This window comes from Phenylobacterium sp. LjRoot219 (assembly GCF_964252995.1).
Classification (GTDB): domain Bacteria; phylum Pseudomonadota; class Alphaproteobacteria; order Caulobacterales; family Caulobacteraceae; genus Phenylobacterium.
The window spans coordinates 1,852,312-1,874,139 of record NZ_CAXUQI020000001.1 but is presented as its reverse complement, the minus strand read 5'-3'; the positions used below and the strand labels follow the sequence as shown (position 1 = coordinate 1,874,139).

23 protein-coding genes are annotated in these 21,828 nt (G+C 70.0%); 11 read left to right on the top strand and 12 right to left on the bottom strand.

The window, feature by feature from the left end; translation table 11 throughout:
• Nucleotides 1-14 precede the first annotated feature (14 nt).
• Together ACSQ14_RS09225 and ACSQ14_RS09220 are read right to left on the bottom strand one after the other, a co-directional pair.
• Nucleotides 15-455, bottom strand: coding sequence for a group III truncated hemoglobin (locus tag ACSQ14_RS09225; RefSeq protein ID WP_436011924.1), 441 nt, complete (start codon nt 453-455; stop codon nt 15-17).
• Nucleotides 452-871 carry a c-type cytochrome gene (locus tag ACSQ14_RS09220; protein ID WP_436011922.1) on the bottom strand — a complete coding sequence of 140 codons (420 nt, stop codon included), beginning with the start codon at nt 869-871 and terminating at the stop codon, nt 452-454. The genes ACSQ14_RS09225 and ACSQ14_RS09220 overlap by 4 nt, the downstream gene beginning before the upstream one ends.
• A gap of 274 nt (nt 872-1,145) precedes the next feature.
• On the opposite strand from ACSQ14_RS09220, the gene ACSQ14_RS09215 reads away from it, so the two are divergent.
• The 8 genes from ACSQ14_RS09215 (at nt 1,146) to ACSQ14_RS09180 (ending at nt 9,473) form a co-directional block, all read left to right on the top strand.
• Complete coding sequence (locus tag ACSQ14_RS09215; RefSeq protein ID WP_436011920.1) at nt 1,146-1,388, top strand: hypothetical protein; 243 nt, start codon at nt 1,146-1,148, stop codon at nt 1,386-1,388.
• 136 nt (nt 1,389-1,524) lie between these two features.
• The gene (locus ACSQ14_RS09210; protein ID WP_436011918.1) at nt 1,525-3,024 is read left to right on the top strand and encodes a replicative DNA helicase; all 1,500 of its coding nucleotides are present in this window, start codon (nt 1,525-1,527) and stop codon (nt 3,022-3,024) included.
• On the top strand, nt 2,990-4,111 hold the full coding sequence (gene alr / locus ACSQ14_RS09205) for an alanine racemase (protein ID WP_436015393.1): 1,122 nt from the start codon (nt 2,990-2,992) through the stop codon (nt 4,109-4,111). The genes ACSQ14_RS09210 and alr overlap by 35 nt, the downstream gene beginning before the upstream one ends.
• Before the next feature lie 93 nt (nt 4,112-4,204).
• Nucleotides 4,205-5,569 (top strand): DNA repair protein RadA, encoded by a 1,365-nt coding sequence (gene radA, locus ACSQ14_RS09200; RefSeq protein ID WP_436011916.1) that lies wholly within the window; start codon nt 4,205-4,207, stop codon nt 5,567-5,569.
• A gap of 6 nt (nt 5,570-5,575) precedes the next feature.
• Nucleotides 5,576-6,184: a CvpA family protein gene (locus ACSQ14_RS09195; protein ID WP_436011914.1), complete on the top strand. Its 609-nt coding sequence runs from the start codon at nt 5,576-5,578 to the stop codon at nt 6,182-6,184.
• The gene (gene purF, locus ACSQ14_RS09190) at nt 6,181-7,671 is read left to right on the top strand and encodes an amidophosphoribosyltransferase (RefSeq protein WP_436011912.1); all 1,491 of its coding nucleotides are present in this window, start codon (nt 6,181-6,183) and stop codon (nt 7,669-7,671) included. The genes ACSQ14_RS09195 and purF overlap by 4 nt, the downstream gene beginning before the upstream one ends.
• Nucleotides 7,668-8,672 (top strand): bile acid:sodium symporter family protein, encoded by a 1,005-nt coding sequence (locus ACSQ14_RS09185; protein WP_436011910.1) that lies wholly within the window; start codon nt 7,668-7,670, stop codon nt 8,670-8,672. Before purF ends, ACSQ14_RS09185 begins: the two co-directional genes overlap by 4 nt.
• 51 nt (nt 8,673-8,723) lie before the next feature.
• On the top strand, nt 8,724-9,473 hold the full coding sequence (locus ACSQ14_RS09180) for an SDR family NAD(P)-dependent oxidoreductase (protein WP_436011908.1): 750 nt from the start codon (nt 8,724-8,726) through the stop codon (nt 9,471-9,473).
• Here the strand turns inward: ACSQ14_RS09180 and der are convergent.
• The 5 genes from der to ACSQ14_RS09155 all read right to left on the bottom strand — a co-directional run bounded on the left by der (nt 9,424) and on the right by ACSQ14_RS09155 (nt 14,752).
• Complete coding sequence (gene der, locus ACSQ14_RS09175) at nt 9,424-11,037, bottom strand: ribosome biogenesis GTPase Der (RefSeq protein ID WP_436011906.1); 1,614 nt, start codon at nt 11,035-11,037, stop codon at nt 9,424-9,426. The genes ACSQ14_RS09180 and der overlap by 50 nt on opposite strands.
• Before the next feature lie 170 nt (nt 11,038-11,207).
• Nucleotides 11,208-12,560 (bottom strand): outer membrane protein assembly factor BamB family protein, encoded by a 1,353-nt coding sequence (locus tag ACSQ14_RS09170; protein WP_436011904.1) that lies wholly within the window; start codon nt 12,558-12,560, stop codon nt 11,208-11,210.
• Nucleotides 12,561-12,592: 32 nt separating this feature from the next.
• Complete coding sequence (locus tag ACSQ14_RS09165) at nt 12,593-13,339, bottom strand: tetratricopeptide repeat protein (RefSeq protein ID WP_436011902.1); 747 nt, start codon at nt 13,337-13,339, stop codon at nt 12,593-12,595.
• A gap of 125 nt (nt 13,340-13,464) precedes the next feature.
• Nucleotides 13,465-14,292, bottom strand: a complete 828-nt coding sequence (panB, locus tag ACSQ14_RS09160) for a 3-methyl-2-oxobutanoate hydroxymethyltransferase (RefSeq protein WP_436011900.1) — start codon at nt 14,290-14,292, stop codon at nt 13,465-13,467.
• A gap of 106 nt (nt 14,293-14,398) precedes the next feature.
• A complete protein-coding gene (locus ACSQ14_RS09155) occupies nt 14,399-14,752 on the bottom strand; it encodes an ArsC family reductase (RefSeq protein WP_436011898.1) in 354 nt (117 codons plus the stop codon).
• 148 nt (nt 14,753-14,900) lie between these two features.
• On the opposite strand from ACSQ14_RS09155, the gene ACSQ14_RS09150 reads away from it, so the two are divergent.
• Both ACSQ14_RS09150 and ilvD read left to right on the top strand, forming a co-directional pair.
• Nucleotides 14,901-15,125, top strand: a complete 225-nt coding sequence (locus tag ACSQ14_RS09150; RefSeq protein WP_436011896.1) for a hypothetical protein — start codon at nt 14,901-14,903, stop codon at nt 15,123-15,125.
• Nucleotides 15,126-15,244: 119 nt separating this feature from the next.
• Nucleotides 15,245-17,095: a dihydroxy-acid dehydratase gene (ilvD, locus tag ACSQ14_RS09145; RefSeq protein ID WP_436011894.1), complete on the top strand. Its 1,851-nt coding sequence runs from the start codon at nt 15,245-15,247 to the stop codon at nt 17,093-17,095.
• A 149-nt stretch (nt 17,096-17,244) separates the two neighbouring features.
• Here the strand turns inward: ilvD and ACSQ14_RS09140 are convergent, their stop codons facing one another.
• Entirely contained in the window at nt 17,245-18,168 is a 924-nt protein-coding gene (locus ACSQ14_RS09140) for a LysR family transcriptional regulator (RefSeq protein WP_436011892.1), read from the bottom strand.
• A 136-nt stretch (nt 18,169-18,304) separates the two neighbouring features.
• Between ACSQ14_RS09140 and ACSQ14_RS09135 the strand changes: the two genes are divergently transcribed.
• A complete protein-coding gene (locus tag ACSQ14_RS09135; RefSeq protein ID WP_436011890.1) occupies nt 18,305-19,855 on the top strand; it encodes a DHA2 family efflux MFS transporter permease subunit in 1,551 nt (516 codons plus the stop codon).
• 4 nt (nt 19,856-19,859) lie between these two features.
• Here ACSQ14_RS09135 and ACSQ14_RS09130 read toward each other — a convergent pair whose 3' ends face one another.
• From ACSQ14_RS09130 to ACSQ14_RS09115, 4 genes are all read right to left on the bottom strand, one after another.
• The gene (locus tag ACSQ14_RS09130) at nt 19,860-20,147 is read right to left on the bottom strand and encodes a GH39 family glycosyl hydrolase (RefSeq protein ID WP_436011888.1); all 288 of its coding nucleotides are present in this window, start codon (nt 20,145-20,147) and stop codon (nt 19,860-19,862) included.
• A gap of 23 nt (nt 20,148-20,170) precedes the next feature.
• Nucleotides 20,171-20,695, bottom strand: a complete 525-nt coding sequence (locus tag ACSQ14_RS09125; RefSeq protein WP_436015391.1) for a GH39 family glycosyl hydrolase — start codon at nt 20,693-20,695, stop codon at nt 20,171-20,173.
• 15 nt (nt 20,696-20,710) lie between these two features.
• A complete protein-coding gene (locus ACSQ14_RS09120; protein ID WP_436011886.1) occupies nt 20,711-21,025 on the bottom strand; it encodes a hypothetical protein in 315 nt (104 codons plus the stop codon).
• A 79-nt stretch (nt 21,026-21,104) separates the two neighbouring features.
• On the bottom strand, nt 21,105-21,824 hold the full coding sequence (locus ACSQ14_RS09115; RefSeq protein WP_436011884.1) for a FadR/GntR family transcriptional regulator: 720 nt from the start codon (nt 21,822-21,824) through the stop codon (nt 21,105-21,107).
• Between the last annotated feature and the right edge of the window lie 4 nt (nt 21,825-21,828).

Sequence of the window (21,828 nt, the reverse complement as noted above, 5' to 3'; positions counted from 1 at the left end):
CATACGTAGGCGCTTCAACGTCGCACGCGAAGCGGCGGCGGCGGTTCGCCGCGGCGGAATGCGAGACCCAGTTGCAGGCTCTCGCCGATCTGGTCGGCCTTGGCGCGAAACAGCGCGGCGGCCTCTGGCGGACAGAGCTCGTCGGCGGTCTGGTGGAACAGCTGCAGCCAACGGGCGAAGTGCGCCGGCGTGATCTCGCCCAGGCGCGCGTGCACCGCCATCGGTTGCCCCTTGAACCGGCCGGTCATCAGCAGCACCGAGGACCAGAAGTCGCACAGCTTGGCGAGGTGCTCGTCCCAGTCGTCGATCTCGCGGTCGAAGATCGGCCCGATCTCCGGGTCCTGGCGGACCTTGGCGTAGAAGGCGGGCACCAGCCGGCGAATCATCGCTTCGTCGACGCCGGCGGCGACGCCTGGGCCGACGCGGGACGGACGGGTCGGGGCAACTTCATTCATGCCCCAGAGATCGACCCGCGCGGGAAAATCGCAAGGGCCGCCCGCGCATTGGTCGGCCGACGGTTGATGGCGGGACGTTCCAGGCCGGGCCCAGGGGCCGCAACGGCGCGGACGTAGGCCGCGACCGCGTCGATCTCGTCCGGCGTCATGTAGATCGGCGGCATCTGCCCATGGCCGCGGAGCGCGATCGCCGACAGCCGCGCCTGCAGCGCCGGCCCCGGAAGCCGCGCCGCCAGCGTGCGAAACGGCGGCGCCGGGTCATAGGGGCTCGCCCCCGTCGGGCCGATGGCGTGGCATCCAGCGCACGCCCGTCGGGCGAAACGCTCGCCGCGGTCGGTCGCTGCAGGCCCCTCGCCGGCGCTCGCGCAAGCCGTCGCGGCGACGGCCAGAACCAGGATCACAGCCAAGTTTCGCATGCACGCTTTTCCCCTAGCCAAGCTGCCCCGCCGTCGTGCGACCGTCGCCTCCGGAGCGCTACTTAGGGAGATGTGCGGAATATCGGCCAAGCTGAGCCTGGCGGAATGTGAGTGCGACGAAACGGAGCCCTCACATGTCCATCCAAACCCTTTATCTCGGGCTGGTCATCGCCGCCTTCGCGCTGTTCGCCGTCACCCTGTTGGCGACGAGCGTCTGGGCCAAACGCAAGCCTCCCGAGTCCTGAGCCTCGCCAGACCTTCCGAAACGGACGCCATGACCCTTTTCAGCTTTTCCGACGTCTTTTCGGTCAATCAGGACCGCGCGCACGCGGAGGAGATCCGGCCGGGCGACATCGTGCGCGCCGGCCCGGACCTCCATCCGCAGTTCGAAGTGATCGCTATGGACGGCGGCAAGGCCTGGCTGCGCGACGTCCAGACCGGCGCCGACCACCTGGCGCTGCTGTCGCGCTGCCGCAAGGTCGAGACGCAGCAGACGCTGGCCTTCGCCGCGGCCTAGCCGCCGCGGCCGAAGCGCGCCGACGCGCCCGCTTCGGTAGAGCTTTTCCACAAGCTGCAGCAAAGATGTGGACAGACCGGCGACGGCTGGGAATGTCACAGTGATTGCGCCTGCGACGTTAGGCTAACGGTAAGGCATGGCTATCGTCCCGGCGCTCGACCTCCGTCCCGTCTCCAATGACGTGGCGATCACCCACGTCCCGGCCAACATCGAAGCCGAACAGGCGCTGCTGGGGGCCGTGCTGTACGACAACGCCGCCTTCGAGCGGCTCGGCGACTTTCTGGCCGCGGAACACTTCTTCGAGCCGTTCCACCAGCGGCTGTTCTCGTCGATCGAAATCAGCGTCCGCAAAGGCCAGTTGGCCGAGCCGATCCTGCTCGCCGAGCAGTTCTCGCGCGATCCGGCGTTCGAGGAGCTCGGCGGGGTGCGCTACCTGGCCGACCTGGTCGACCGCGCGCCGCCGGCCGCCAACGCGCCAGACTACGCCCGGGCCGTCTACGACTTGGCGCTGCGCCGCGACCTGATCCGCATCGGCGGCGACATCGCCGCCCTGGCGCAGAAGGGCGACGGCGACCTCTCGGCCCGCGACCAGATCGAACAGGCCGAACAGAAGCTGTTCAGCCTCGCCGAGACCGGCGGCGTCTCGCAGGGCTTCGTCACCTTCGCCGACGCGCTGCACGGCGCGGTGGCGATGGCGGCCGAGGCGCATGGCCGCGACGGCGGCCTGGCCGGCGTCTCCACCGGGCTGATCGACCTCGATCAGAAGATCGGCGGCCTTCACCCGTCCGACCTGGTGATCCTCGCCGCGCGCCCGTCGATGGGGAAGACCTCGCTGGCCTGTAACATCGCCTTCGACGTCGCGCGCAACTACGCCTGGGAGCCGCAGCCCGACGGATCGCGCAAGACGGTGCGCGGGGGAGTCGTCGCCTTCTACTCGCTGGAAATGAGCGCCGAGCAATTGGCGATGCGTCTGCTGGCCGAAGTCTCCGGCGTCTCGGGGGACCGGCTCCGCAAGGGCGAGATCGACGCCATGGAGTTCGGCCGGATCCGCGACGCGGCGTTGGAGATCCAGGAGGCGCCGCTATACATCGACGCCACCGGCGGCCTCAGCATCGCCAAGCTGACGGCCCGGGCGCGACGCCTGAAGCGGATGATCGGCTTGGACCTGGTCATCGTCGATTACCTGCAGCTGATCACCGGCGGCGGCTCGGGATCCGACAACCGGGTCCAGGAAGTCTCGATGATCACCCAGTCGCTCAAGGCCTTGGCCAAGGAGCTTGCCGTACCGGTGATCGCCCTGTCGCAGCTCTCGCGCCAGGTCGAGAACCGCGAGGACAAGAAGCCGCAGCTGTCCGACCTGCGGGAATCCGGCTCGATCGAGCAGGACGCGGACATGGTGATGTTCGTCTATCGCGAAAGCTACTATCTGAGCCGCCTGGAGCCGCGCGAAGGCACGGAGGAGCACTTCAAGTGGCAGGAGCAGCTGGACCAGGTGCGGGGCTTGGCCGAGATCATCATCGGCAAGCAGCGGCACGGTCCGATCGGGACCGTGAAACTGGCGTTCAATGAGGACATCACCAAGTTCGGCAATCTCGCCCGTGATCACCACGCCCGCTTCCATCAAAGCGAGGAGTGAGGCTGCGGTCGCGCGGCTGTGCGTCGACCTCGACGCGCTGGCGCACAACTACCGGGTCCTGGGCGATGCGGCGGCCGAGGCGGTCGTCGCGCCGGTGGTCAAGGCCGACGGCTACGGCCTGGGCGCGGTCCCGGTGGCGCGGCGGCTGTGGGCCGAGGGCGCGCGGCGATTCTTCGTCGCCCGGCTCGAAGAGGGCGAGGCGTTGCGCGCCGGCCTGGGCGGCGAACGCCCGGCGACCATCTATGTGCTCGACGGCCTGCCGGCCAGCGGCGGCCGGCGGGTCGTAGACTCCAGCCTCACCCCTGTGCTCACCAGCCTGCCGCAGGTCAGCGAGGCGGCCGCCGTGAGCCGCGTGCTCGGCCGTCCGCTCGCCGTCGGCCTCCACATCGACACCGGCATGAGCCGTCAGGGCGTCACCGTCGACGAGGCCCGCGCGCTGGCTCTCTCGACCGACCGTCTGCACGGCCTCGACCTCGAGCTGGTGATGAGCCACCTGGGCGCCGCCACCGACCCTGGCGACCCGCATAATTGGCGGCAGCTCGAACGCTTCGTCGCGGCGCGGGCGCTGTTCCCGCAGGCGCAGGCCAGCCTCGCGGCCTCGGCCGGGACCTTCCTCGGCGCCGACTACCGCTTCGACCTGGTGCGGCCGGGCGTCAGCCTCTACGGCGGCGGCCCGGAAGAGCGGCCGGACGCGCGGCTGCAGGCGGTGGCCCGGCTGAGCGCGCCGATTCTCGACATTCGCACCGTCCGCGCCGGCGAGCGGCTGGGCTACGGCTCCGGCGTGGTGCTCGAGGCGACGACGCGCGTCGCCATCGTCGGCGCCGGCTACGCCGACGGCGTGATCCGCGCCGCCCGCGGCCAGGGCTACGCCTGGTTCGCCGGGGCCCGGCGAACCCTGCTGATCGTCAACATGGACCTGCTGGCGATCGACCTCGGCGACGCCGACGCCCAGCTCGGCCAGCCGGTCGAACTGCTCGGCGAGCACGCGCAGCTCGACGACCTGGCGACCGCCGCCGGCACCGTGGCGCACGAGGTGCTGGTCCGTCTCGGCCGGCGGGGCGAGCGCGTCTACCTGGGCGAGGTCTAGCGCGCGCCGACAGCGAGGCCGATCGGAGGCGATCGGCGCGCCGCGCCGGCGCTGAGCTCAGCTACAATCGTCACCGTCGAATCAGGAGCGTCCATGGCCCGCGACGGCGCCGTCTATGTCTGCCAGTCCTGCGGTTCCACCCAGACCAAGTGGGCCGGCCAATGCGCCGGCTGCGGGGCCTGGAACGCGCTCGTCGAGGAGGTGCAGAGCCGTCCGCCCGGCGCGATGGCCCCGGCCAAGGGCGCGCGCGGCCGCGGCCTCATGTTCGAAGGGCTGCAGGACGCGATCCACCCCCCGCCCCGCATCGCCACCGGCGTCGACGAGTTCGACCGGGTCTGCGGCGGCGGCGTGGTGCCGGGGTCGGCCATCCTGCTGGGCGGCGACCCCGGGGTCGGCAAGTCCACCTTGCTGATGCAGGTCGCCGGCAGCGCAGCCCGCCGCGGCGTCGCCTGCGCCTACATCTCCGGTGAAGAAGCGGTCGAACAGGTGCGCGGGCGGGCCCAGCGCATGGGCCTGGGCGACGCGCCGGTGAAGCTCGCGGCCGAGACCTCGCTGCGCGAAATCTCCGAGGGCCTGAAGCGCGAGAAGTTCGACCTAGTGGTGATCGACTCCATCCAGACGATGTGGAGCGACGCGCACGAGGCCGGGCCGGGCTCGGTCACCCAGGTGCGCGCCGCCGCTGGCGAGTTGGTGCGTTTGGCCAAGAAGCGCGGCGTGGCGGTGATCCTGGTCGGGCACGTCACCAAGGAAGGCGCCATCGCCGGCCCGCGCGTCGTCGAGCACATGGTCGATGCGGTGTTCGCCTTCGAAGGCGAGCGCGGCTATCCGTTCCGCATCCTGCGCGGCGCCAAGAACCGCTTCGGCGCGACCGACGAGATCGGCGTCTTCGAGATGGGCGACGCCGGCCTGGCCGAGGTGAAGAACCCCTCGGCCCTGTTCCTCAACACCTCCGGCGAGCGCGCCGCGGGCGCTGCGGTGTTCGCCGGCATCGAGGGCTCGCGGCCGGTGCTGGTCGAGTTCCAGGCTCTGGTCGCGCCGTCGGCCTACGGCACCCCGCGCCGCGCCGTGGTCGGCTGGGACTCCGGCCGCCTGGCCATGGTGCTGGCGGTGCTGGAAGCGCGCTGCGGGCTGGGGTTCGGCGATCGCGACGTCTACCTCAACGTCGCCGGCGGCCTGCGCATCAGCGAGCCGGCCGCCGACCTCGCCGCCGCCGCGGCGCTCGCCTCCTCCGCGCTCGACCAGGCGCTGCCGCAGGACTGCGTGGTCTTCGGCGAGATCAGCCTGTCGGGCGAGGTCCGGCCGGTCAGCCGCATGGAGTCCCGAGTCAAGGAGGCCGCCAAGCTGGGCTTCCGCCGGGCGCTCGGCCCCGCCGACGTCGACAGCCCCGCGCTGCGGATGACCGGCGCGGCGCGGCTCTCCGACGCGATCCGCCGGATCGGCGAGGCGGACTGGAATTAGAGCGACGTGACCAACTTCGACTACATCGTCCTGGTACTGCTCGCGATCTCCGCGCTGGTCGGCTTTGGCCGCGGCGCGGCCCGCGAGGTCGCCGCCATGGTGGCCCTGCTGGGCGCCTCCGCCGCCGTGCTGTTCGGGCTGCCGCACGCGGCCCCGCTCGCCGATCGACTGGTTCATCCGCACTGGCTGGCCGCGCTCGCCGCCCTCGGACTGCTGTTCGGTGTAACCTACGTCGCGCTGCGACTCGCCGGCGCAGCCCTTGCGCGACGGGTGCGCGGAACCCACGTGCTGGGCGTTCTGGACAGGACGGTCGGTTTGCTGATCGGCCTGGTTCGAGGCCTTGTTGTCTTAGGCGCTTTGCAGCTGATGTTCGTCGCCGCCACGCCGTCCGATCTGCAGCCAAAGTGGATCACCGGCGCCCGCACCTGGCCGCTCGCCTCGAACATGGGCCGGCTGCTGGAAAGCCTGGCCCCCCAGGGGTTGGACGCCGCCGGACGACTAAAACCCGCATTCGAAGCGGCGGTACGCGAACCCTCGCGTGACAGAACCGCGACGGAAGGGTACGACGCGCGCCAACGCGGCGAGGTGGACGATCTGGTGGAGAAGTCCCGATGAGTCAGGTGTTTGAGCGCTACCAGGCCCCCCTGCGTGATCCGGACGACGACACGCCGCGTCTGGAGTGCGGCGTTTTCGGCATCTACGACGTCGAAGAGGCCGCCGGCCTGACGGCGCTCGGCCTCCACGCCCTGCAGCACCGCGGCCAGGAAGCCTGCGGCATCGCCGCGTTCGACGGCCACAAGTTCACGACCGAACGGCACATGGGCCAGGTCGGCGACGCCTTCGGCGGCGGCAGCCTCGCCGATCGTCTGCCGGGCCGCTGCGCCATCGGCCACACCCGCTATTCCACCGCCGGCGGCTCGTTCATCCGCAACGTCCAGCCGATGTTCGCCGATCTCGAGAGCGGCGGCGTGGCGCTGGCCCACAACGGCAACCTGACCAACTTCCTGACCCTGCGCGAGCAGCTGGTCGCCGACGGCGCGATCTTCCAGTCGACCTCCGACTCCGAGGTGATCCTCCACCTGATCGCCCGCTCGCGGAAGTCCCGGCTGATCGAGCGCTTCATCGACGCGCTGATGCAGATCGAGGGCGGCTACGCCCTGGTCGCGCTGACCAACAAGAAGCTGATCGGCGTCCGCGATCCGCTGGGCATCCGCCCGCTGGTGCTGGGCGAGCTCGACGGCAAGTACGTGCTGGCCTCCGAGACCTGCGCCCTCGACATGATCGGCGCCCGGTTCGTGCGCGACGTCGAGCACGGCGAGATGGTGGTCATCGACCATGGCGGCATCGAGAGCCTGCGCCCCTTCCCGGCGCGCCAGGCGCGGCCCTGCATCTTCGAATACGTCTACTTCGCCCGTCCGGACTCGGTGGTGAACGGCCGCTCGGTCTACGAGGTGCGCAAGCGCATGGGCCGCCGGCTGGCCCAGGAGACCCCGGCCGACGTCGACGTCGTCGTTCCGGTGCCGGACTCCGGCGTTCCCGCCGCGCTCGGCTACGCCCAGGAGGCGGGCCTGCCATTCGAGATGGGCATCATCCGCAACCACTACGTCGGCCGGACCTTCATCCAGCCGACCCAGGGCCAGCGCGAGCTCGGCGTGCGCATGAAGCTGGCCCCGAACCGCTCGGTGCTGGCCGGCAAACGCGTGCTGCTGATCGACGACTCGATCGTCCGCGGCACCAATTCGGTCCGCGTCGTGCGCATGGTCCGGGAAGCCGGCGCGGCGGAGGTGCACCTGCGCTCAGCGTCGCCGCCGATCCAGTGGCCGGACTACTACGGCATCGACATGCCGGACCGCGAGAAGCTGCTCGCCGCCAACCATTCGGTCGAGGAAATCGCCAAGATCCTCAACGTCGATTCGATGGGCTATCTGTCGGTCGACGGCCTCTACTGGGCGATGGAAGCCGGCACGCGGAACGCCGCCACCCCCCAGTTCACCGACCATTACTTCACCGGCGACTATCCCACGCGCCTGCTGGATCGTGAGATCGCCCTGGGCCGCAACGAGGCGGTCGACCGGCAGTTGTCGTTCCTGGTCGACGCGTGAGCGCAGCGGCCGGGCGCCGGCCGAGGCTCGGCCGGCTCGCCGGCCGAGTGAAAATCGACCGCTACCTGGTCCTCATCGTCCTGATGGTGGTCGCCGCCAGCCTCGCGCCGGCGCGCGGCCAGGCGGCGGTCGTCGCCGACTGGACCACGCGGTTCGCCATCGGCCTGGTCTTCTTCCTGCATGGCGCGCGGCTGTCGCGCGAGGCGGTGATCGGCGGGATCACCCACTGGCGGCTTCACCTCGTGGTGTTGGCCGCCACCTTCGGGCTGTTCCCGCTGCTGTGCCTGGGGCTCGCCGCCCTGCCCGCGGCGATCACGCCGCCGGCGCTGGCCGCAGGGATCATCTTCCTCGGCTGCCTGCCCTCGACGATCCAGAGCTCGATCGGCTTCACCGTGATCGGCCGCGGCGACGTCCCGGCGGCGGTCGCCGCCGCCTCGGCGTCCAACCTGCTGGGCATGTTCCTGACGCCGCTGTTGGTCAGCCTGCTGCTGCACGCGCAGGGCGGGATCTCGGCCGGCCAGATCTGGGCGATCGTCCTGCAGCTGTTGGCGCCGTTCGTCGCCGGCCAGGCGTTACGGCGCTGGGTCGGCCCCTGGGTGAAGGCCAAGGCCAAGACGCTCAGCTACGTCGACCGCGGCTCGATCCTGCTGGTGGTCTACACCGCCTTCTCCGGCGCCGTGGCCGAGGGCGTCTGGTCGCGGATCGGCGCCGCCGACCTCGTGCGCCTGGTCGTGCTGTGCTGCGCGCTGCTGGCGGTCGTGCTCGCCGCCACCGTCTGGGCCGCCCGCACCTTCGGGTTCACCAAGGCCGACGAGATCGCCATCGTCTTCTGCGGCTCGAAAAAGAGCCTGGCCAGCGGCGCGCCGATGGCCGGGGTGCTGTTCCCAGCGGCCACCGCCGGGGTCGCCCTGCTGCCGCTGATGGTCTTCCACCAGATCCAGTTGATGGCCTGCGCGGTCATCGCCCAGCGCTACGCCCAGCGGGTGGAAACCGAGGCCTGAGGCGTCCGCAGGGGGGCGCATCTTGCCGCAAAATGATCTAGAGAGCGGCGCATGTCCGAGACCCTGCCGCTTCACGACAAAATCGCCCTCGTCACCGGCGCCAGCCGCGGCATCGGCCGCGCCGCCGCCCTCGTTCTCGCCAAAGCCGGCGCCCAGGTCGTCGCCGTCGCCCGCACCCAGGGCGGGCTGGAAGAGCTGGACGACGAGATCCGCGCCGCCACCGGCCGCCCCGCCACCCTGGTGCCGCTCGACATCGCCGACGGCGATGCGCTGGACCAGCTGGGCTTTACGCTGCACCAGCGCTACGGCCGCCTCGACCTCCTGGTCCACGCCGCCGCCGTCCTCGGCCCGCTGACGCCGGTCTCGCACATCGAGCCGAAGCACTGGGACCGGGTGCTGGCGACCAATCTGACCGCCACCTACCGGCTGATTCGCACGACCGAGCCGCTGCTGCGCGCCGCGCCGAGCGCCCGCGCGATCTTCCTGACCACCAGCCGCGCGCAGAAGCCGAAGGCCTTCTGGGGCCTGTACGGCGTCACCAAGGCCGGGATGGAGAACCTGGTGCGCACCTGGGCCGACGAGCTGGAGCAGACCAACATCCGCGCCGTCCTGCTGGAACCCGGCGCGATGCGCACGCGGATGCGCGCCGAGGCCATGCCCGGCGAGGATCCGGCGACCCTGCCCGATCCGTCGGAGATCGGGCCGCTGATCGTCGAGCTGGCGCTGAAGGCCGACCTCGGCCTGCCCACCTCTAACGTGGCGTTCGCCGCGTGGAAGGCCGCGAGGCCCGCTTCGGCTTGACCCCCGGGCGGGCGAGCTTCTGAGTTCGCCCGCGCGGCGTCCCGGCCTTCGTCTTCGGCTTCGGCGGCTTGCCCGGATTGCCGGTCTTCGGCCTGGCCGCCGCGCGAGCCTTCGTAGCCGCCTTTGAAGTCGCCTTCGCGGCCGCCTTTGGCTTCGCCACGTCCGTCACCGTCGCGGTCTCTGGCGAGGCCGAAATCCGCGGCTTGCGCGGCGCGGCGCGCGGCGCCGGCTCTTCGCCGTCGGCGAAGGGGTTGCGGGTCGAGCGCAGGCTCACGCGCAGCGGCACGCCCGGCAGGTCGAAGCTCTCGCGCAGCGAATTGATCAGGTAGCGCCGATAGCTCTCCGGCAGCTGTTCGGCCCGCGTGCAGAACAGCACGAAGGTCGGCGGCCGCGCCTTGATCTGGGCCATGTACTTCGGCTTGATCCGCCGGCCGTTCACCGACGGCGGCGGATGGCGCTGGGTGGCCATGGCCAGCCAGTCGTTCAGGTCGCGCGTCTTGACCTTGGTCGACCAGTCGCTGTGGGTCTTGAACACCGCCGGCATCAGCCGCTCGAGCCCGCGGCCCGTTTCGGCCGAGAGCGCGATGATCGGCGCGCCGCGGACCTGCGGCAGCTGCCGCTGGGCCTCTTCGATGAACTCGGCCAGCCGCGCCTGCGGATCCTCGACGAGGTCCCACTTGGCGAGCACGAAGACCAGGCCGCGGCCTTCCCGCTCGACCAGGTCGGCGATCTGCAGGTCTTGGACCTCGAACGGGTGGGTGGCGTCCATCACCAGGATCACCACCTCGGCGAAGGTGATGGCGCGGATGGAGTCCTGAGTGGAAAGCTTCTCCAGCTTCTCCTGCACCTTGGCCTTGCGACGCAGGCCGGCGGTGTCGACCAGCCGCACGGCCTGCCCGTCCCAGTCCCAGTCCACCGGAATGGAGTCGCGGGTGATGCCGGCCTCGGGCCCGGTGAGCAGGCGGTCTTCGCCGATCAGTCGGTTGACCAAGGTCGACTTGCCGGCGTTCGGCCGACCGACGATGGCGATGCGGACCGGCTTGTCGCCCTCCTCCTCGTCCTCGTCTACCTCCGGCGCGTATCCGGCGACGGCGGCATACAGGTCCGCCATGCCCTCGCCGTGCTCGGCGGAGATCGGCACCGGCTCGCCCAGCCCGAGGCTGAAGGCGTCGAGGATGCCGGCGTCGCCCTGCTTGCCTTCGGCCTTGTTGGCGGCCAGCACCACGGGCTTGTCGTGCTTGCGCAGAATCTCGACGAATACATTGTCGTGCGCGACCACGCCCTCGCGCGCGTCGATCACGAAGAGCACCACGTCGGCCTCGGCGATCGCCAGCTCGGTCTGGGCGCGCATCCGCGCCTCCAGGCTCTCGTCGGTGACGTCCTCGAAACCGGCGGTGTCGATCAGCTCCAGCTCGAGATCGCCCAGCCGGCCGCTGGCGAAGCGGCGGTCGCGGGTGACGCCCGGCTGGTCGTCGACGATGGCGAGCTTTTTGCCCGCCAGGCGGTTGAACAGGGTCGATTTCCCGACGTTCGGGCGCCCGACGATCGCAAGTTTCAACGGCATGGCAGTCTAGCGTCCAGAATTCGAAGTTCGCATGCGTCCTGTGGCGGGCCCCGGCGAACTTCGGCGATCAGGACACTAGCAAGCAGATGTTTCTAGCGTGCTTTTGGATCTGACGCTCGCACCGTCGCACATCACACGTGCGAGGCGGCCGTCAGATCCAGCACGCGCGCTTAGCGCAGCGCGATGAGTTGCCCGGTGTCGCTGACCACATAGAGCATGGGCCCGGCGGCGATCGGCCCGATGATGGCCGGCGCGCCAAGCTTCACGCGCTTCTGCACCTCGCCGTTCTTGGCGTTCACCGAGACCAGGTTTCCGGTCGAGCTGGTCAGGATCACCCGGTTGTTCGCCAGGATCGGGCTGGACCACAGCGGGCGCTGGACGGTGCGGCCGCCGATGCCGAACACGCTGCCCTTCTTCTTTGTCTTGAAGCCCTCGTTGAGGTCGCGCATCCAGAAAATCTGGCCGCTGTCGCGCTGGGCGCAGATCAACTGGCCGTCGCGGGACACGACATACACCACGTCGCCCGCCGCCCAGGGCGTAGTGACGCCCACCACCGGCAGGCTCCAGCGGGACGTGCCGGTGCGCAGGTCGGTGGCGGCGAACACGCCCGAGTGGCTGACCGCAAAGACGTCGCCCTGGTAGATCACCGGGCGGCCGGGAATGTCGCGGATCTCCGACAGGGCGCTGGTCTGGGTCGAGCGCGAGAGCGCCGCGTTCCACAGGTCCGCGCCGTTCTGCTGGCGCAACGCGACCAGTTCGCCGGAGCCGAAGGCGGCGACCACCGTGTCGCCGCTGACCGCCGGGCTCGACGCCGCCAGCACGCGGGCCGGCTCGGAAAGAGCCTGATAGGTCCAACCAGCGGCGCCGGTCGCGGCGTCGAAGGTGAGCAGGGTGTTGTCGAGCGCCACCACCATCACGCGGCCATTGGCCACGGTCGGCGCGGCGTGGATCGGCTGCTCGGTGCGGGTGCGCCAGCCGACAGCGCCAGTGGCGGCGTCCACCTGGACGATCTCGCGGAAGCCCGACGAGGCGTAGAGCTTGCCGTTGGCGTAGGCCAGGCCGCCGCCGAACGCCTCACGGTCGCGCTTGTTGTCGCTCGGCTTGATGCTGGAGCGCCAGACCTGAGCCCCGGTGTTCGCGTCGTGCGCGGTGACCGTCGCCTCGCCGTCGAGGGTGAAGATCCGGCCGCCGGCCGCGATCGGCGGGGCGGTCACGAAGCGGCCCTTGCCGGAGCCGCGGCCGATGTCCTTGCGCCAGGCGATCGTCAGGCTGGGCGCGGCGTCGACGTGCTCGACCGACTGCTCCGGCGTGCCGCCGGGCAGCGGCCAGTCGGCGACCACGACCGGGGTCGGCAGGGCGAAGTCGACGCCCTTCAGCGCTTCCGCCGGCTCCAGCCGCTGGTCGGCGGGGACGATCGAGATCCGCTCGCCTGCGCTCGCGGTCTCCTTCGGGCCGTCCTTGCCGTCGAACGGGTTGAGCTTGCCCAGCGTCGAACATCCGCTCGCGCCCAGCGCGGCGACCATGAGGACGGTAAGGAGCTGAGTGCGGCGCGACGTCATTGAGGACCGGGAGCTTGCGGCAGCTCCGGCATGGCCGGAGCGATCGCGGTGGGCGGAAGGGCGGCGGCGGCGCGGGCGGTCTGGGCGACCGCCTTGGCCGAGCCGGAGTCGATCAGGCCGATGGCGGCCTTGGCGCGAGCGCGAGCGCCCTCGGGGGCGTCGAGCATGCCGGAGATGATGACGAAGTCGCCACGCGCCCCGGCGAGATTCCCGGCGGTCAGCTTGGTGAAGGCGAGCGCCTCACGGGCTTGCACCCGGTAGGGGCGGCCGTCCTCCAACAATGGCGTCAAGCGCGCCTCCACATCCTTGGCCGGGGCGGTGTCCAGCAAGGCGAAGGCAGATTTGAGGCGCGCAGCGTCGGCGAGCACGGGACTGGGCGCAGCGGCCGCAGCCTCGTCGAACAGCTTCACGGCGCCGGCGGCGTCCTTCTTCTCCAGCCGAAACCCGCCGAGCTGCAGCAGGGCGAGCGACTTGTAGCCCTTCGCCTGCGACTTGCTGACCTCGGTGAAGATCTTCACCGCCTGGTCGGTCTGGCCTTGCTGCGCGGCGTCGAGGCCCGCGGCGTATTGTTCGGACGCCTTGTGGATCGCCTGCTCGCGGAAATGCGACCAGCCCCACCAGCCCAGCCCGGCGATCAGCGCGACGGCGGCCAGCCCCAGCAGCCACGGCAATACCTTGCGCGCGAGCGTCCGGTAGCGGTCGGAGCGAAGCTGCTCCTCGACCTCATGAAACAGATCGGACACGAACGGGGACTCCGGGACTCAGATGCGCGGCGGGGCGCAGAGGCGGCGAACCTATAGCGCGCCGTGCTTGGCCGCAACGCTCGGCTGTTTTCGCGTTCTCAGCGGGCTGGCGGACGGCGGATCGCCTACCCCGCCTTGGCGAAATAGATCTCGCCCGGTCCGGGGAAACGCCGCTCGCGGACGTCGTCGGCGTAGGCTGCGGCGGCGCGGCTGATCTCGCCCTTCAGGTCGGCGTAGCGGCGGACGAACTTCGGCGTCCAGGAGAACAGGCCGAGCATGTCGTCGACCACCAGCACCTGGCCGTCGCACCCGGCCGAGGCGCCGATGCCGATCGTCGGCACGGCCACCGCGTCGGTGATTTCCTTGGCCAGCCCCTCGGCCACGCCCTCGACGACGATGGCGAAGGCCCCGGCCGCTTCGCTGGCGCGGGCGTCCTCGAGGATCCGCTTGCGCTCGTCGGCGCCCTTGCCCTTGGCCTTGAAGCCGCCGTCCATGTTCACCGCCTGCGGCCGCAGCCCCACGTGGCTCATCACCGGGATGCCGCGCTTGACCATGTAGGCGATGGTTTCGGCGACCGTCTCACCGGCCTCGACCTTCACCGCCTGGGCGCCGGTCTCCTTCATGATGCGGGCGGCGTTGGCGTAGGCCTCTTCAAGCGAGCCCTCGTAGGAGCCGAACGGCATGTCGACGACGACCATGGCCTTGCGCGAGCCGCGCATCACGGCTTGGCCGTGCATGATCATCATCTCCATGGTGACGCCGACGGTATTGGGCAGGCCATGGACCACCATGCCGAGGGAATCGCCCACCAGCAGGACGTCGCAGTGCTCGTCGAGGATCTCGGCCACCGGGGCGGTGTAGGCGGTCAGGCAGACGATCGGCGTCTTGCCCTTGCGCGCAGCGATATCGGGGGCCGCGATCCGGCGGACGGTTTCCTGACGATGCGACGACACGGGTCAGATCTCCTCGATCACACGCATAAGCGCGCAACCGCCAGGCAAGGCGGCCGCGCCCACGGCCCTCCATACCACGATATCTGCGGCTCCGATGGGGCCTGCGTCAGGAAGGCGCGAACTGGCGCTCGTACTCGGCGGGCTTGAAGGCGACCAGCAGCTGGCCGTCCACGTCCAGCACCGGCCGCTTGATCATCGACGGCTGCGCCAGCATCAGCTCGATCGCCTTGGCCGCGTCGATCCCGGTGCGGTCGGCGTCCGGCAGCTTGCGGAAGGTGGTGCCGGCGCGGTTCAGCAGCACCTCCCAGCCGAGCTTGTCGACCCAGGCCTCGAGGCGCTCGCGCGCGATCCCCTGCTTCTTGTAGTCGTGGAACTCGTAGGCCACGCCGTGCTCGTCGAGCCAGGTCCAGGCCTTCTTCATGGTGTCGCAATTGCGGATGCCGTAGAGGGTCGTCGTCACAGTCAGGCCTTGCTCAAATTCGCGGCGGGTTTGTCGCCCGATTCGTTTGTCGACCGGGCAACTGGACCCGGCGGGCCGGGTTCGGCAAAATAGACGGGCGCGACATCCGTGGGCGAGCCCGCGGACAGTGGAGACTGCGATGCAAGGCATGGACGACGGGAGCTGCCCGTTCGAATTCAACTTCGACCCGGCGACCTTCAAGGTGGGCGACACGGTCAGCTACCGAGTACCCGCCCAGTTCCAGGACTTCCCGTTCGTCGGCGTGCTGCTCGAAGTGCATGAGGACTACGTGATCGTCTCCTCGAACCCGAAGGATCCGAGCGAGAGCATGCGCGCCACGCGCGAGAGCCGTCCGACCGTCACCGAGGTCTGAATTTAGCTGCGGCGGCCTCGCGCCGCCGTCCGCCCCGTTTCCGTGGATTGACCTGAGGCGCGCAGCGCCTAGGTGAGCCGTTCGCACGGCGTCCGCGCACCTACCGATCGAGACCCAATATGCCCGCTTATCGCTCCCGCACCTCGACCCATGGCCGCAACATGGCCGGCGCCCGCGGCCTCTGGCGCGCGACCGGCATGAAGGACGCCGATTTCGGCAAGCCGATCATCGCCGTGGTGAACTCCTTCACCCAGTTCGTCCCGGGCCACGTGCACCTGAAGGACCTGGGCCAGTTGGTCGCCCGCGAGATCGAACGCGCCGGCGGCGTGGCCAAGGAGTTCAACACCATCGCCGTCGACGACGGCATCGCCATGGGCCACGACGGCATGCTCTACAGCCTGCCGTCGCGCGACCTGATCGCCGACAGCGTCGAGTACATGTGCAACGCGCACACCGCCGACGCGATGGTCTGCATCTCGAACTGCGACAAGATCACGCCCGGCATGCTGATGGCCGCGCTGCGGCTCAACATCCCCGCGGTGTTCGTCTCCGGCGGGCCGATGGAGGCCGGCAAGGTGATCCTGCGCGGCAAGGAAGTGGCGCTGGACCTGGTCGACGCCATGGTCGCCGCCGCCGACGAATCGATGACCGACGCCGAGGTCGAGACCATCGAACGCTCGGCCTGCCCGACCTGCGGCTCCTGCTCGGGCATGTTCACCGCCAACTCGATGAACTGCCTGACCGAGGCCCTGGGCCTGTCGCTGCCCGGCAACGGCTCGACCCTGGCGACCCACGCCGACCGCGAGCGGCTGTTCCTCGAAGCCGGCCACCTGATCGTCGACATCACCCGCCGCTACTACGAGCAGGACGACGACAGCGTGCTGCCGCGCTCGGTCGCCAGTTTCAAGGCGTTCGAGAACGCCATGAGCCTGGACATCGCCATGGGCGGCTCGACCAACACCGTGCTGCACCTTCTGGCCGCCGCCTACGAGGCCGGCGTGGACTTCACCATGGAGGACATCGACCGGCTGTCGCGCAAAGTGCCGTGCCTATCGAAGGTCGCCCCGGCCAAGGCCGACGTGCACATGGAAGACGTCCACCGCGCCGGCGGGATCATGGCGATCCTCGGCGAGCTCGAGCGCGGCGGACTGCTGCACACCGACTGCCCGACCGTCCACAGCCCGACCCTGGGCGACGCGCTGGAGCGCTGGGACGTCCGCCGCTCGGACAGTGAGGCGGTGCACACCTTCTATCGCGCCGCCCCGGGCGGGGTGCCGACCCAGGTGGCGTTCAGCCAGAGCCGCCGCTGGGACGACGTCGACGTCGACCGCGAAGGCGGCGTGATCCGCGACGTCGAGCACGCCTTCTCCAAAGACGGCGGCATCGCCGTGCTGAAGGGCAACCTGGCGCTCGAAGGCTGCATCGTGAAGACCGCCGGGGTCGACGAGAGCATCCTGAAGTTCGCCGGTCCGGCGAAGGTCTACGAGAGCCAGGACGCGGCGGTGAGCGCCATCCTGACCGGCAAGGTCGAGGCCGGCGACGTGGTGGTGATCCGCTACGAAGGGCCGCGCGGCGGCCCCGGCATGCAGGAGATGCTCTATCCGACGAGCTATCTGAAGTCGAAGGGCCTGGGGAAGGCCTGCGCCCTGATCACCGACGGGCGCTTCTCCGGCGGCACTTCGGGCCTCTCGATCGGCCACGTCTCGCCGGAGGCGGCCGAGGGCGGCCTGATCGGCCTGGTCGAGACCGGCGACCGGATCGAGATCGACATCCCCAACCGCACCATCCAGCTGGCGGTCAGCGACGCGGTGCTCGCCGAACGCCGCGCGGCCATGGAAGCCAAGGGCGACCAAGCCTGGAAGCCCGGTGCGCGCGAACGCAAGGTCTCGGCGGCGCTGAAGGCCTACGCCGCCTTCACCACCAGCGCCGCCCGCGGCGCGGTGCGCGACGTCGACCAGCCGCGGCGGTAGGGCCCTAGCGAGCTACCTCCCCCGCCGGAGGCGGTGGAGGGGGCAAGCCCACGCTCACCACCAGCCCACTGGAAAATCGTGCGGCGGCCTGCCCCCTCCACCACGCGCTGTCCCCCTCCCGCCGCTTCGCGGGGGAGGTAAGTGGAGCCTCAAACCGCCGACGGCCAGACCTCGCTCCCGCCGCGCCGGTCCTCGATGAAGCTGATCAGCGCCTGCAGCGGCGCCGGCGGCTGGCGGCGGCTCGGGTGGTAGAGGAACACGCCGGAGCGTTCGCCGCTCCAGTCGGCGAACAGGCTGACCAGGGCGCCGCGGGCGATGTATGGCGCGACCATGGGCTCCGGCAGGAACCCCACCCCCACCCCGTCCAGCACGCAGCGTAGCCAGACGTCAGCGTCGTTGACCGTCAGGCTGCCGGCGACTGCCACCTCCGCGCGCTGGTCGCCGTTGACGAACAGCCACGGCAGGATCGCCCCGTCCCAGGGCGCGCGGGCCTGGATGCAGTTGTGCGCGTGCAGATCGCGCGGCGTCTCCGGCCGGGGCCGCCCGTCGAGGTACGCCGGGGCGGCGACGGCGAGCATGCGGTAGGGCTCGGTGATCCGCAGCGTCGTCATGTCCCGCTCGACCTGGTAGCCGACGCGGATCCCGGCGTCGAAGCCGCTCTTGACGATATCGGTGCGCGCATCCTCGACCACCATCTCCACCCGGATCTCCGGGTATTCGGACAGGAAGGGTTTCAGCAGCGGCGCGACGACCCGGGTGGCGAACGGCCGGCTGACCGCCAGCCTGATCGAGCCCATCGGCTTCTCGCGGAAGGAATTGACCCGCTCCAACGCCTCGGCCAGCTGGCCGAGGATCGGCTGCACGTCGTCCAGGAGACGCGCACCCGCCTCCGTCAGGGCGACGCTGCGAGTGGTGCGGTTGAACAACCGGACCCCCAGGCGCTCCTCCAGCCCCCGGATCGTCTGGCTGACGGTCGGCAGGGCGACGCCCAGCTGCGCGGCGGCGCGGGTGAAGCTCCGATGCTCGGCCACCGCCGCGAAGGCGTTCAGTTCGCCGAAGTCGATGCGGTTCATTGTTCCAAATTTCCAAGCAGATAGTTTGGAATATTCCTCCTTATCAAAGGGCGACCGCCGCTTCAAATGAACGCCCCGCTGCCGGCCCGCGCCGGCAGCGGCCGCCTTTCTGTGGCGACGGGTATTCGGAAACCAGATGTCGGAATCGACAGCCGCGGCGTTCGACGCGGCGCCCGAGAAAACCAAGGCCTCGCGCTGGATCATCACCGCTGCGGTGATGGCCGCGACGACCATGCAGTCGCTCGACACCACCATCACCAACGTCGCCCTGCCGCGGATGCAGGGGGAGCTGTCGGCCAGCCAGGACCAGATGGGCTGGGTGCTGACCTCCTATATCGTCGCCGCGGCGATCACGATTCCGCTCTCGGGCTGGCTGGCCAACGCGTTCGGCAAGCGCAAGGTGATGCTGGCCTCGATCGTGATGTTCACCCTGGCCTCGCTGCTCTGCGGGATCGCGACCAGCCTGCCCGAGATCGTGCTGTTCCGCTTCCTGCAGGGGGTCGGCGGCGCGGCGCTGGTGCCGCTGTCCCAGGCGGTGCTGTTCGACATCAACGAGCCGCAGGACTTTCCCCGGGCGATGGCCATGTGGGCCGGCGCGGCGCAGATCGGCAGCATCGGCGGCCCGGCGCTCGGCGGCTGGCTGACCGAGCACCTCTCCTGGCGCTGGGTCTTCTTCATCAACCTGCCGATCGGCATCCTGGCCCTGCTCGGCATGCTGACCCTGAAGGAACGGCCGCTGCCGCCGCGCACGCGCTTCGACTTCATGGGCTTCGCCGCCCTGAGCATCGCCATCACCGCGCTGCAGCTGATGCTCGATCGCGGCCAGCAGCTCGACTGGTTCTCCTCGCGGGAGATCATGATCGAGGCGCTGGTGGCGGGCGTCGGCTTCTACGTCTTCGTCATCCACATGTTCACCGCCGACAAGCCGTTCCTGAACCCCAGCCTGTTCAAGGACAGCAACTTCCTCGCCTCGACGCTCTTCATCTTCCTGATCGGCATCGTGATGTTCGCCACGCTCGCGCTGCTGCCGCCGCTGATGCAGAACGAGATGAACTATCCGGTGGTCCTGACCGGCCTGCTGACGGCGCCGCGCGGGATCGGCGTGGTGTTCGGCATGATGATCGTCGGCCGGCTGCTGAAGGTCGCCAGCGTCCGCGCGGTGATCGCCACCGGCCTGCTGATCACCGCCTATTCGCTGTGGCAGATGACCCGGTTCTCACCGGACATGACCTTCGAGCCGATGCTGATCTCCGGACTGATCCAAGGCCTCGGCATCGCCCTGGTCTACGTCCCGCTGTCGGCGACCGCCTTCTCCACCCTCGACCCGAGCCTGCGCAACGAAGGCGCGGCGCTGTTCAGCCTGATGCGCAACATCGGCAGCTCGGCCGGGATTTCGGTGGTGCTGTTCATGCTGACCCGCAACACCCAGACCATGCACGCCTCGCTGGCGGCGATGGTCCGCACGCCCAGCACCGACCCGGCCTCGGCGCAGATCGCCGGGCGCGTGAACCCCTACGCCGACCACAGCCTCGCGGCGATCGACGCGGCGATCAATCACCAGGCCGCCTTCGTCGCCTACCTCGACGACTTCAAGCTGATGATGGTGGCGACGCTCGCCACTCTGCCCTTCGTGCTGCTGCTGCGCGGCGGCCGGACGGCGGAAAAGGGCCACGCCGTCCTCGACTGAGGGCCTAAGCCGCAAAGCCGGTGGCCACCTTTTCGGAACGCGCAGGCCTCAGGCCAGCTCGCTCAGCGCCACGCCTTCCGCCGGCAACTCCAGCACCCAGCTCGCCGGCCTTGCCCAGCTTGCGGACCTCCGGCGGCGGCAGCTCCGCCGCAGCGCGGATCTTCGCCAGCTGCTCACGCGTCGGATACTGCGGCGAGCCCAGCGCCCGCCAGGTCGGATAGGGCGAGCCCCGCTCCTGGTCGCCGTAGGAGACCTTCACGCTCTGACCCGGCTTGGCGCCCTTCAGCGTCACCTGCAGGCGCTTGGGCTGGCCGACTACCTTGCGCTCGCTGCTGGCCCCGGGAATCCCCGACGCCTGGGGAACCTCGGCCAGGTTCCAGACCAGCACCCAGCCGGTTCATCAGCTTGAAGGTGTTGAACGCCGGGCGCACGCTGGGACATCAGCCCCCAGCCGTTGTCGCCCTCCTTGAAGACGTAGCCGGGGACGAGGATCTCCTCGAACGTCCCGCTGATCTGCCAGTAGGACATGCCGTGGCAGTACTGCAGGCAGCCCTTGATGCTGTGGGCGATCATCGCCGGGCTGTCGGACGACCACTCGCTGAGCCAGAGCTCGGCCTTGGGGAATTTGCTGGCGGCGATCTGCTCGCGAACCTTCTTCATCGCCGCCGGCACGACGTCGTTCTGGCTGTAGAGGCCGCTCTGGCCGAACATCTTGTCCTGCTTGTCGCCGGCGTAGATGTGGGTGCCGACGAAGTCGACCGGCAGGCTGTTGTCGCCGCAGAACGCCAGGAACTCCGGGATCCACTGGTCGGCGCCGGACGGCGCCGAGGCCGAGGCGATGCTGGCCTGCTCGGCCTACTTCTTCGCCGGCATCTTCGCGAAGTCGGCGTCGATGCTAGCCAACGCCGCGTCGGTGACCTGATCCGGCGCGTACTGCTGCAAGGTCTTCAGGGTCATCTCACGGGCCATCTCGATCTGCTCGCTGGCGAGCAGGCCCGGCAGGTGCTTGTCCACCACGGCCTTCGCCGCCGGATCGTCGAGGATCTGCCCGACCGTCGTGTCGGCGGTCGAGTAATGGGCCGCAGCGGCGGCCGACGCGGTGGCCTGCGCCGAGGCCACGACAGGGGTCAGCGCCAGCGCGGCGGCGAAGGCGATCAGGGGCAGACGCATGGATCGGTCTCTTTTCCAGACGGTGAAAGCCGGACGATCATTGGCGTCCCGACGCGCGACCGCAAGCCGTCGCGGCGCGTCAGGACGGCGAAGCGATCTCCATGTCGGCCAGCGCCAGCCGCAGCAGTTCGGCCATGGCCTCGCGGGCCTGCTCCACGTCCTGCGCCCGCACCGCCTCGAAGACCGCCAGGTGTTCCGGCAGCGGGTCGCGCGGCAGCCCGAGCTTGCGCTGCTTGAACGTGGTGGTCCAACTCACCGCGGCGCCGACCGAACTGGCCAGCGAGGCCAGCGCCTCGTTGTGCGCTGCGGCCAGGATCGCCTTGTGGAACTGCTGGTCGGCCGCCCGCCCTTCGGGGTTGGCAAGCCCATGCCGCCGCATGCCTTCCAGCGCCGACGCCAGCTCCTGCAGTTGCGCGTCCGTGCGCCGTTGCGCGGCGAAGGCCGCGGCGGCCGGCTCAATCACGCCGCGCAGCTCGAACAGGTCGCGGACGAAGCCGGCGTCCGGCTCGCCGGCGAAGGTCCAGGCGAGCACCTCGGGATCCAGCAGGTTCCAGCGGCCGCGCGGGGTCACCCGCGTGCCGGTCTTCGGACGGCTTTCCAGCAAGCCCTTGGCGGTCAGGATGCGCACCGCCTCCCGGTAGGCGGTGCGCGAGACGCGCAACTGCTCGGAGCGCTCGATCTCGCCTTCGAAGATCTCGCCAGGCTTGTGCTGGCCGGCCAGAATCGCCGTGCCGAGATCGCGGGCGATCGCCTGGTGAATGCGCAAGGCCGGCTTTTCATCGGTCGACCGCTTTGGCAAGCCA

Coding starts and splice junctions, on each gene's coding strand:
- ACSQ14_RS09225 (WP_436011924.1), bottom strand. CDS start 455: ATGAATGAAGTTGCCCCGACCCGTCCGTCCCGCGTCGGCCCAGGCGTC.
- ACSQ14_RS09220 (WP_436011922.1), bottom strand. CDS start 871: ATGCGAAACTTGGCTGTGATCCTGGTTCTGGCCGTCGCCGCGACGGCT.
- ACSQ14_RS09215 (WP_436011920.1), top strand. CDS start 1,146: ATGACCCTTTTCAGCTTTTCCGACGTCTTTTCGGTCAATCAGGACCGC.
- ACSQ14_RS09210 (WP_436011918.1), top strand. CDS start 1,525: ATGGCTATCGTCCCGGCGCTCGACCTCCGTCCCGTCTCCAATGACGTG.
- radA (WP_436011916.1), top strand. CDS start 4,205: ATGGCCCGCGACGGCGCCGTCTATGTCTGCCAGTCCTGCGGTTCCACC.
- purF (WP_436011912.1), top strand. CDS start 6,181: ATGAGTCAGGTGTTTGAGCGCTACCAGGCCCCCCTGCGTGATCCGGAC.
- ACSQ14_RS09180 (WP_436011908.1), top strand. CDS start 8,724: ATGTCCGAGACCCTGCCGCTTCACGACAAAATCGCCCTCGTCACCGGC.
- der (WP_436011906.1), bottom strand. CDS start 11,037: ATGCCGTTGAAACTTGCGATCGTCGGGCGCCCGAACGTCGGGAAATCG.
- ACSQ14_RS09170 (WP_436011904.1), bottom strand. CDS start 12,560: ATGGTCGCCGCGCTGGGCGCGAGCGGATGTTCGACGCTGGGCAAGCTC.
- ACSQ14_RS09150 (WP_436011896.1), top strand. CDS start 14,901: ATGGACGACGGGAGCTGCCCGTTCGAATTCAACTTCGACCCGGCGACC.
- ilvD (WP_436011894.1), top strand. CDS start 15,245: ATGCCCGCTTATCGCTCCCGCACCTCGACCCATGGCCGCAACATGGCC.
- ACSQ14_RS09140 (WP_436011892.1), bottom strand. CDS start 18,168: ATGAACCGCATCGACTTCGGCGAACTGAACGCCTTCGCGGCGGTGGCC.
- ACSQ14_RS09135 (WP_436011890.1), top strand. CDS start 18,305: ATGTCGGAATCGACAGCCGCGGCGTTCGACGCGGCGCCCGAGAAAACC.
- ACSQ14_RS09120 (WP_436011886.1), bottom strand. CDS start 21,025: ATGCGTCTGCCCCTGATCGCCTTCGCCGCCGCGCTGGCGCTGACCCCT.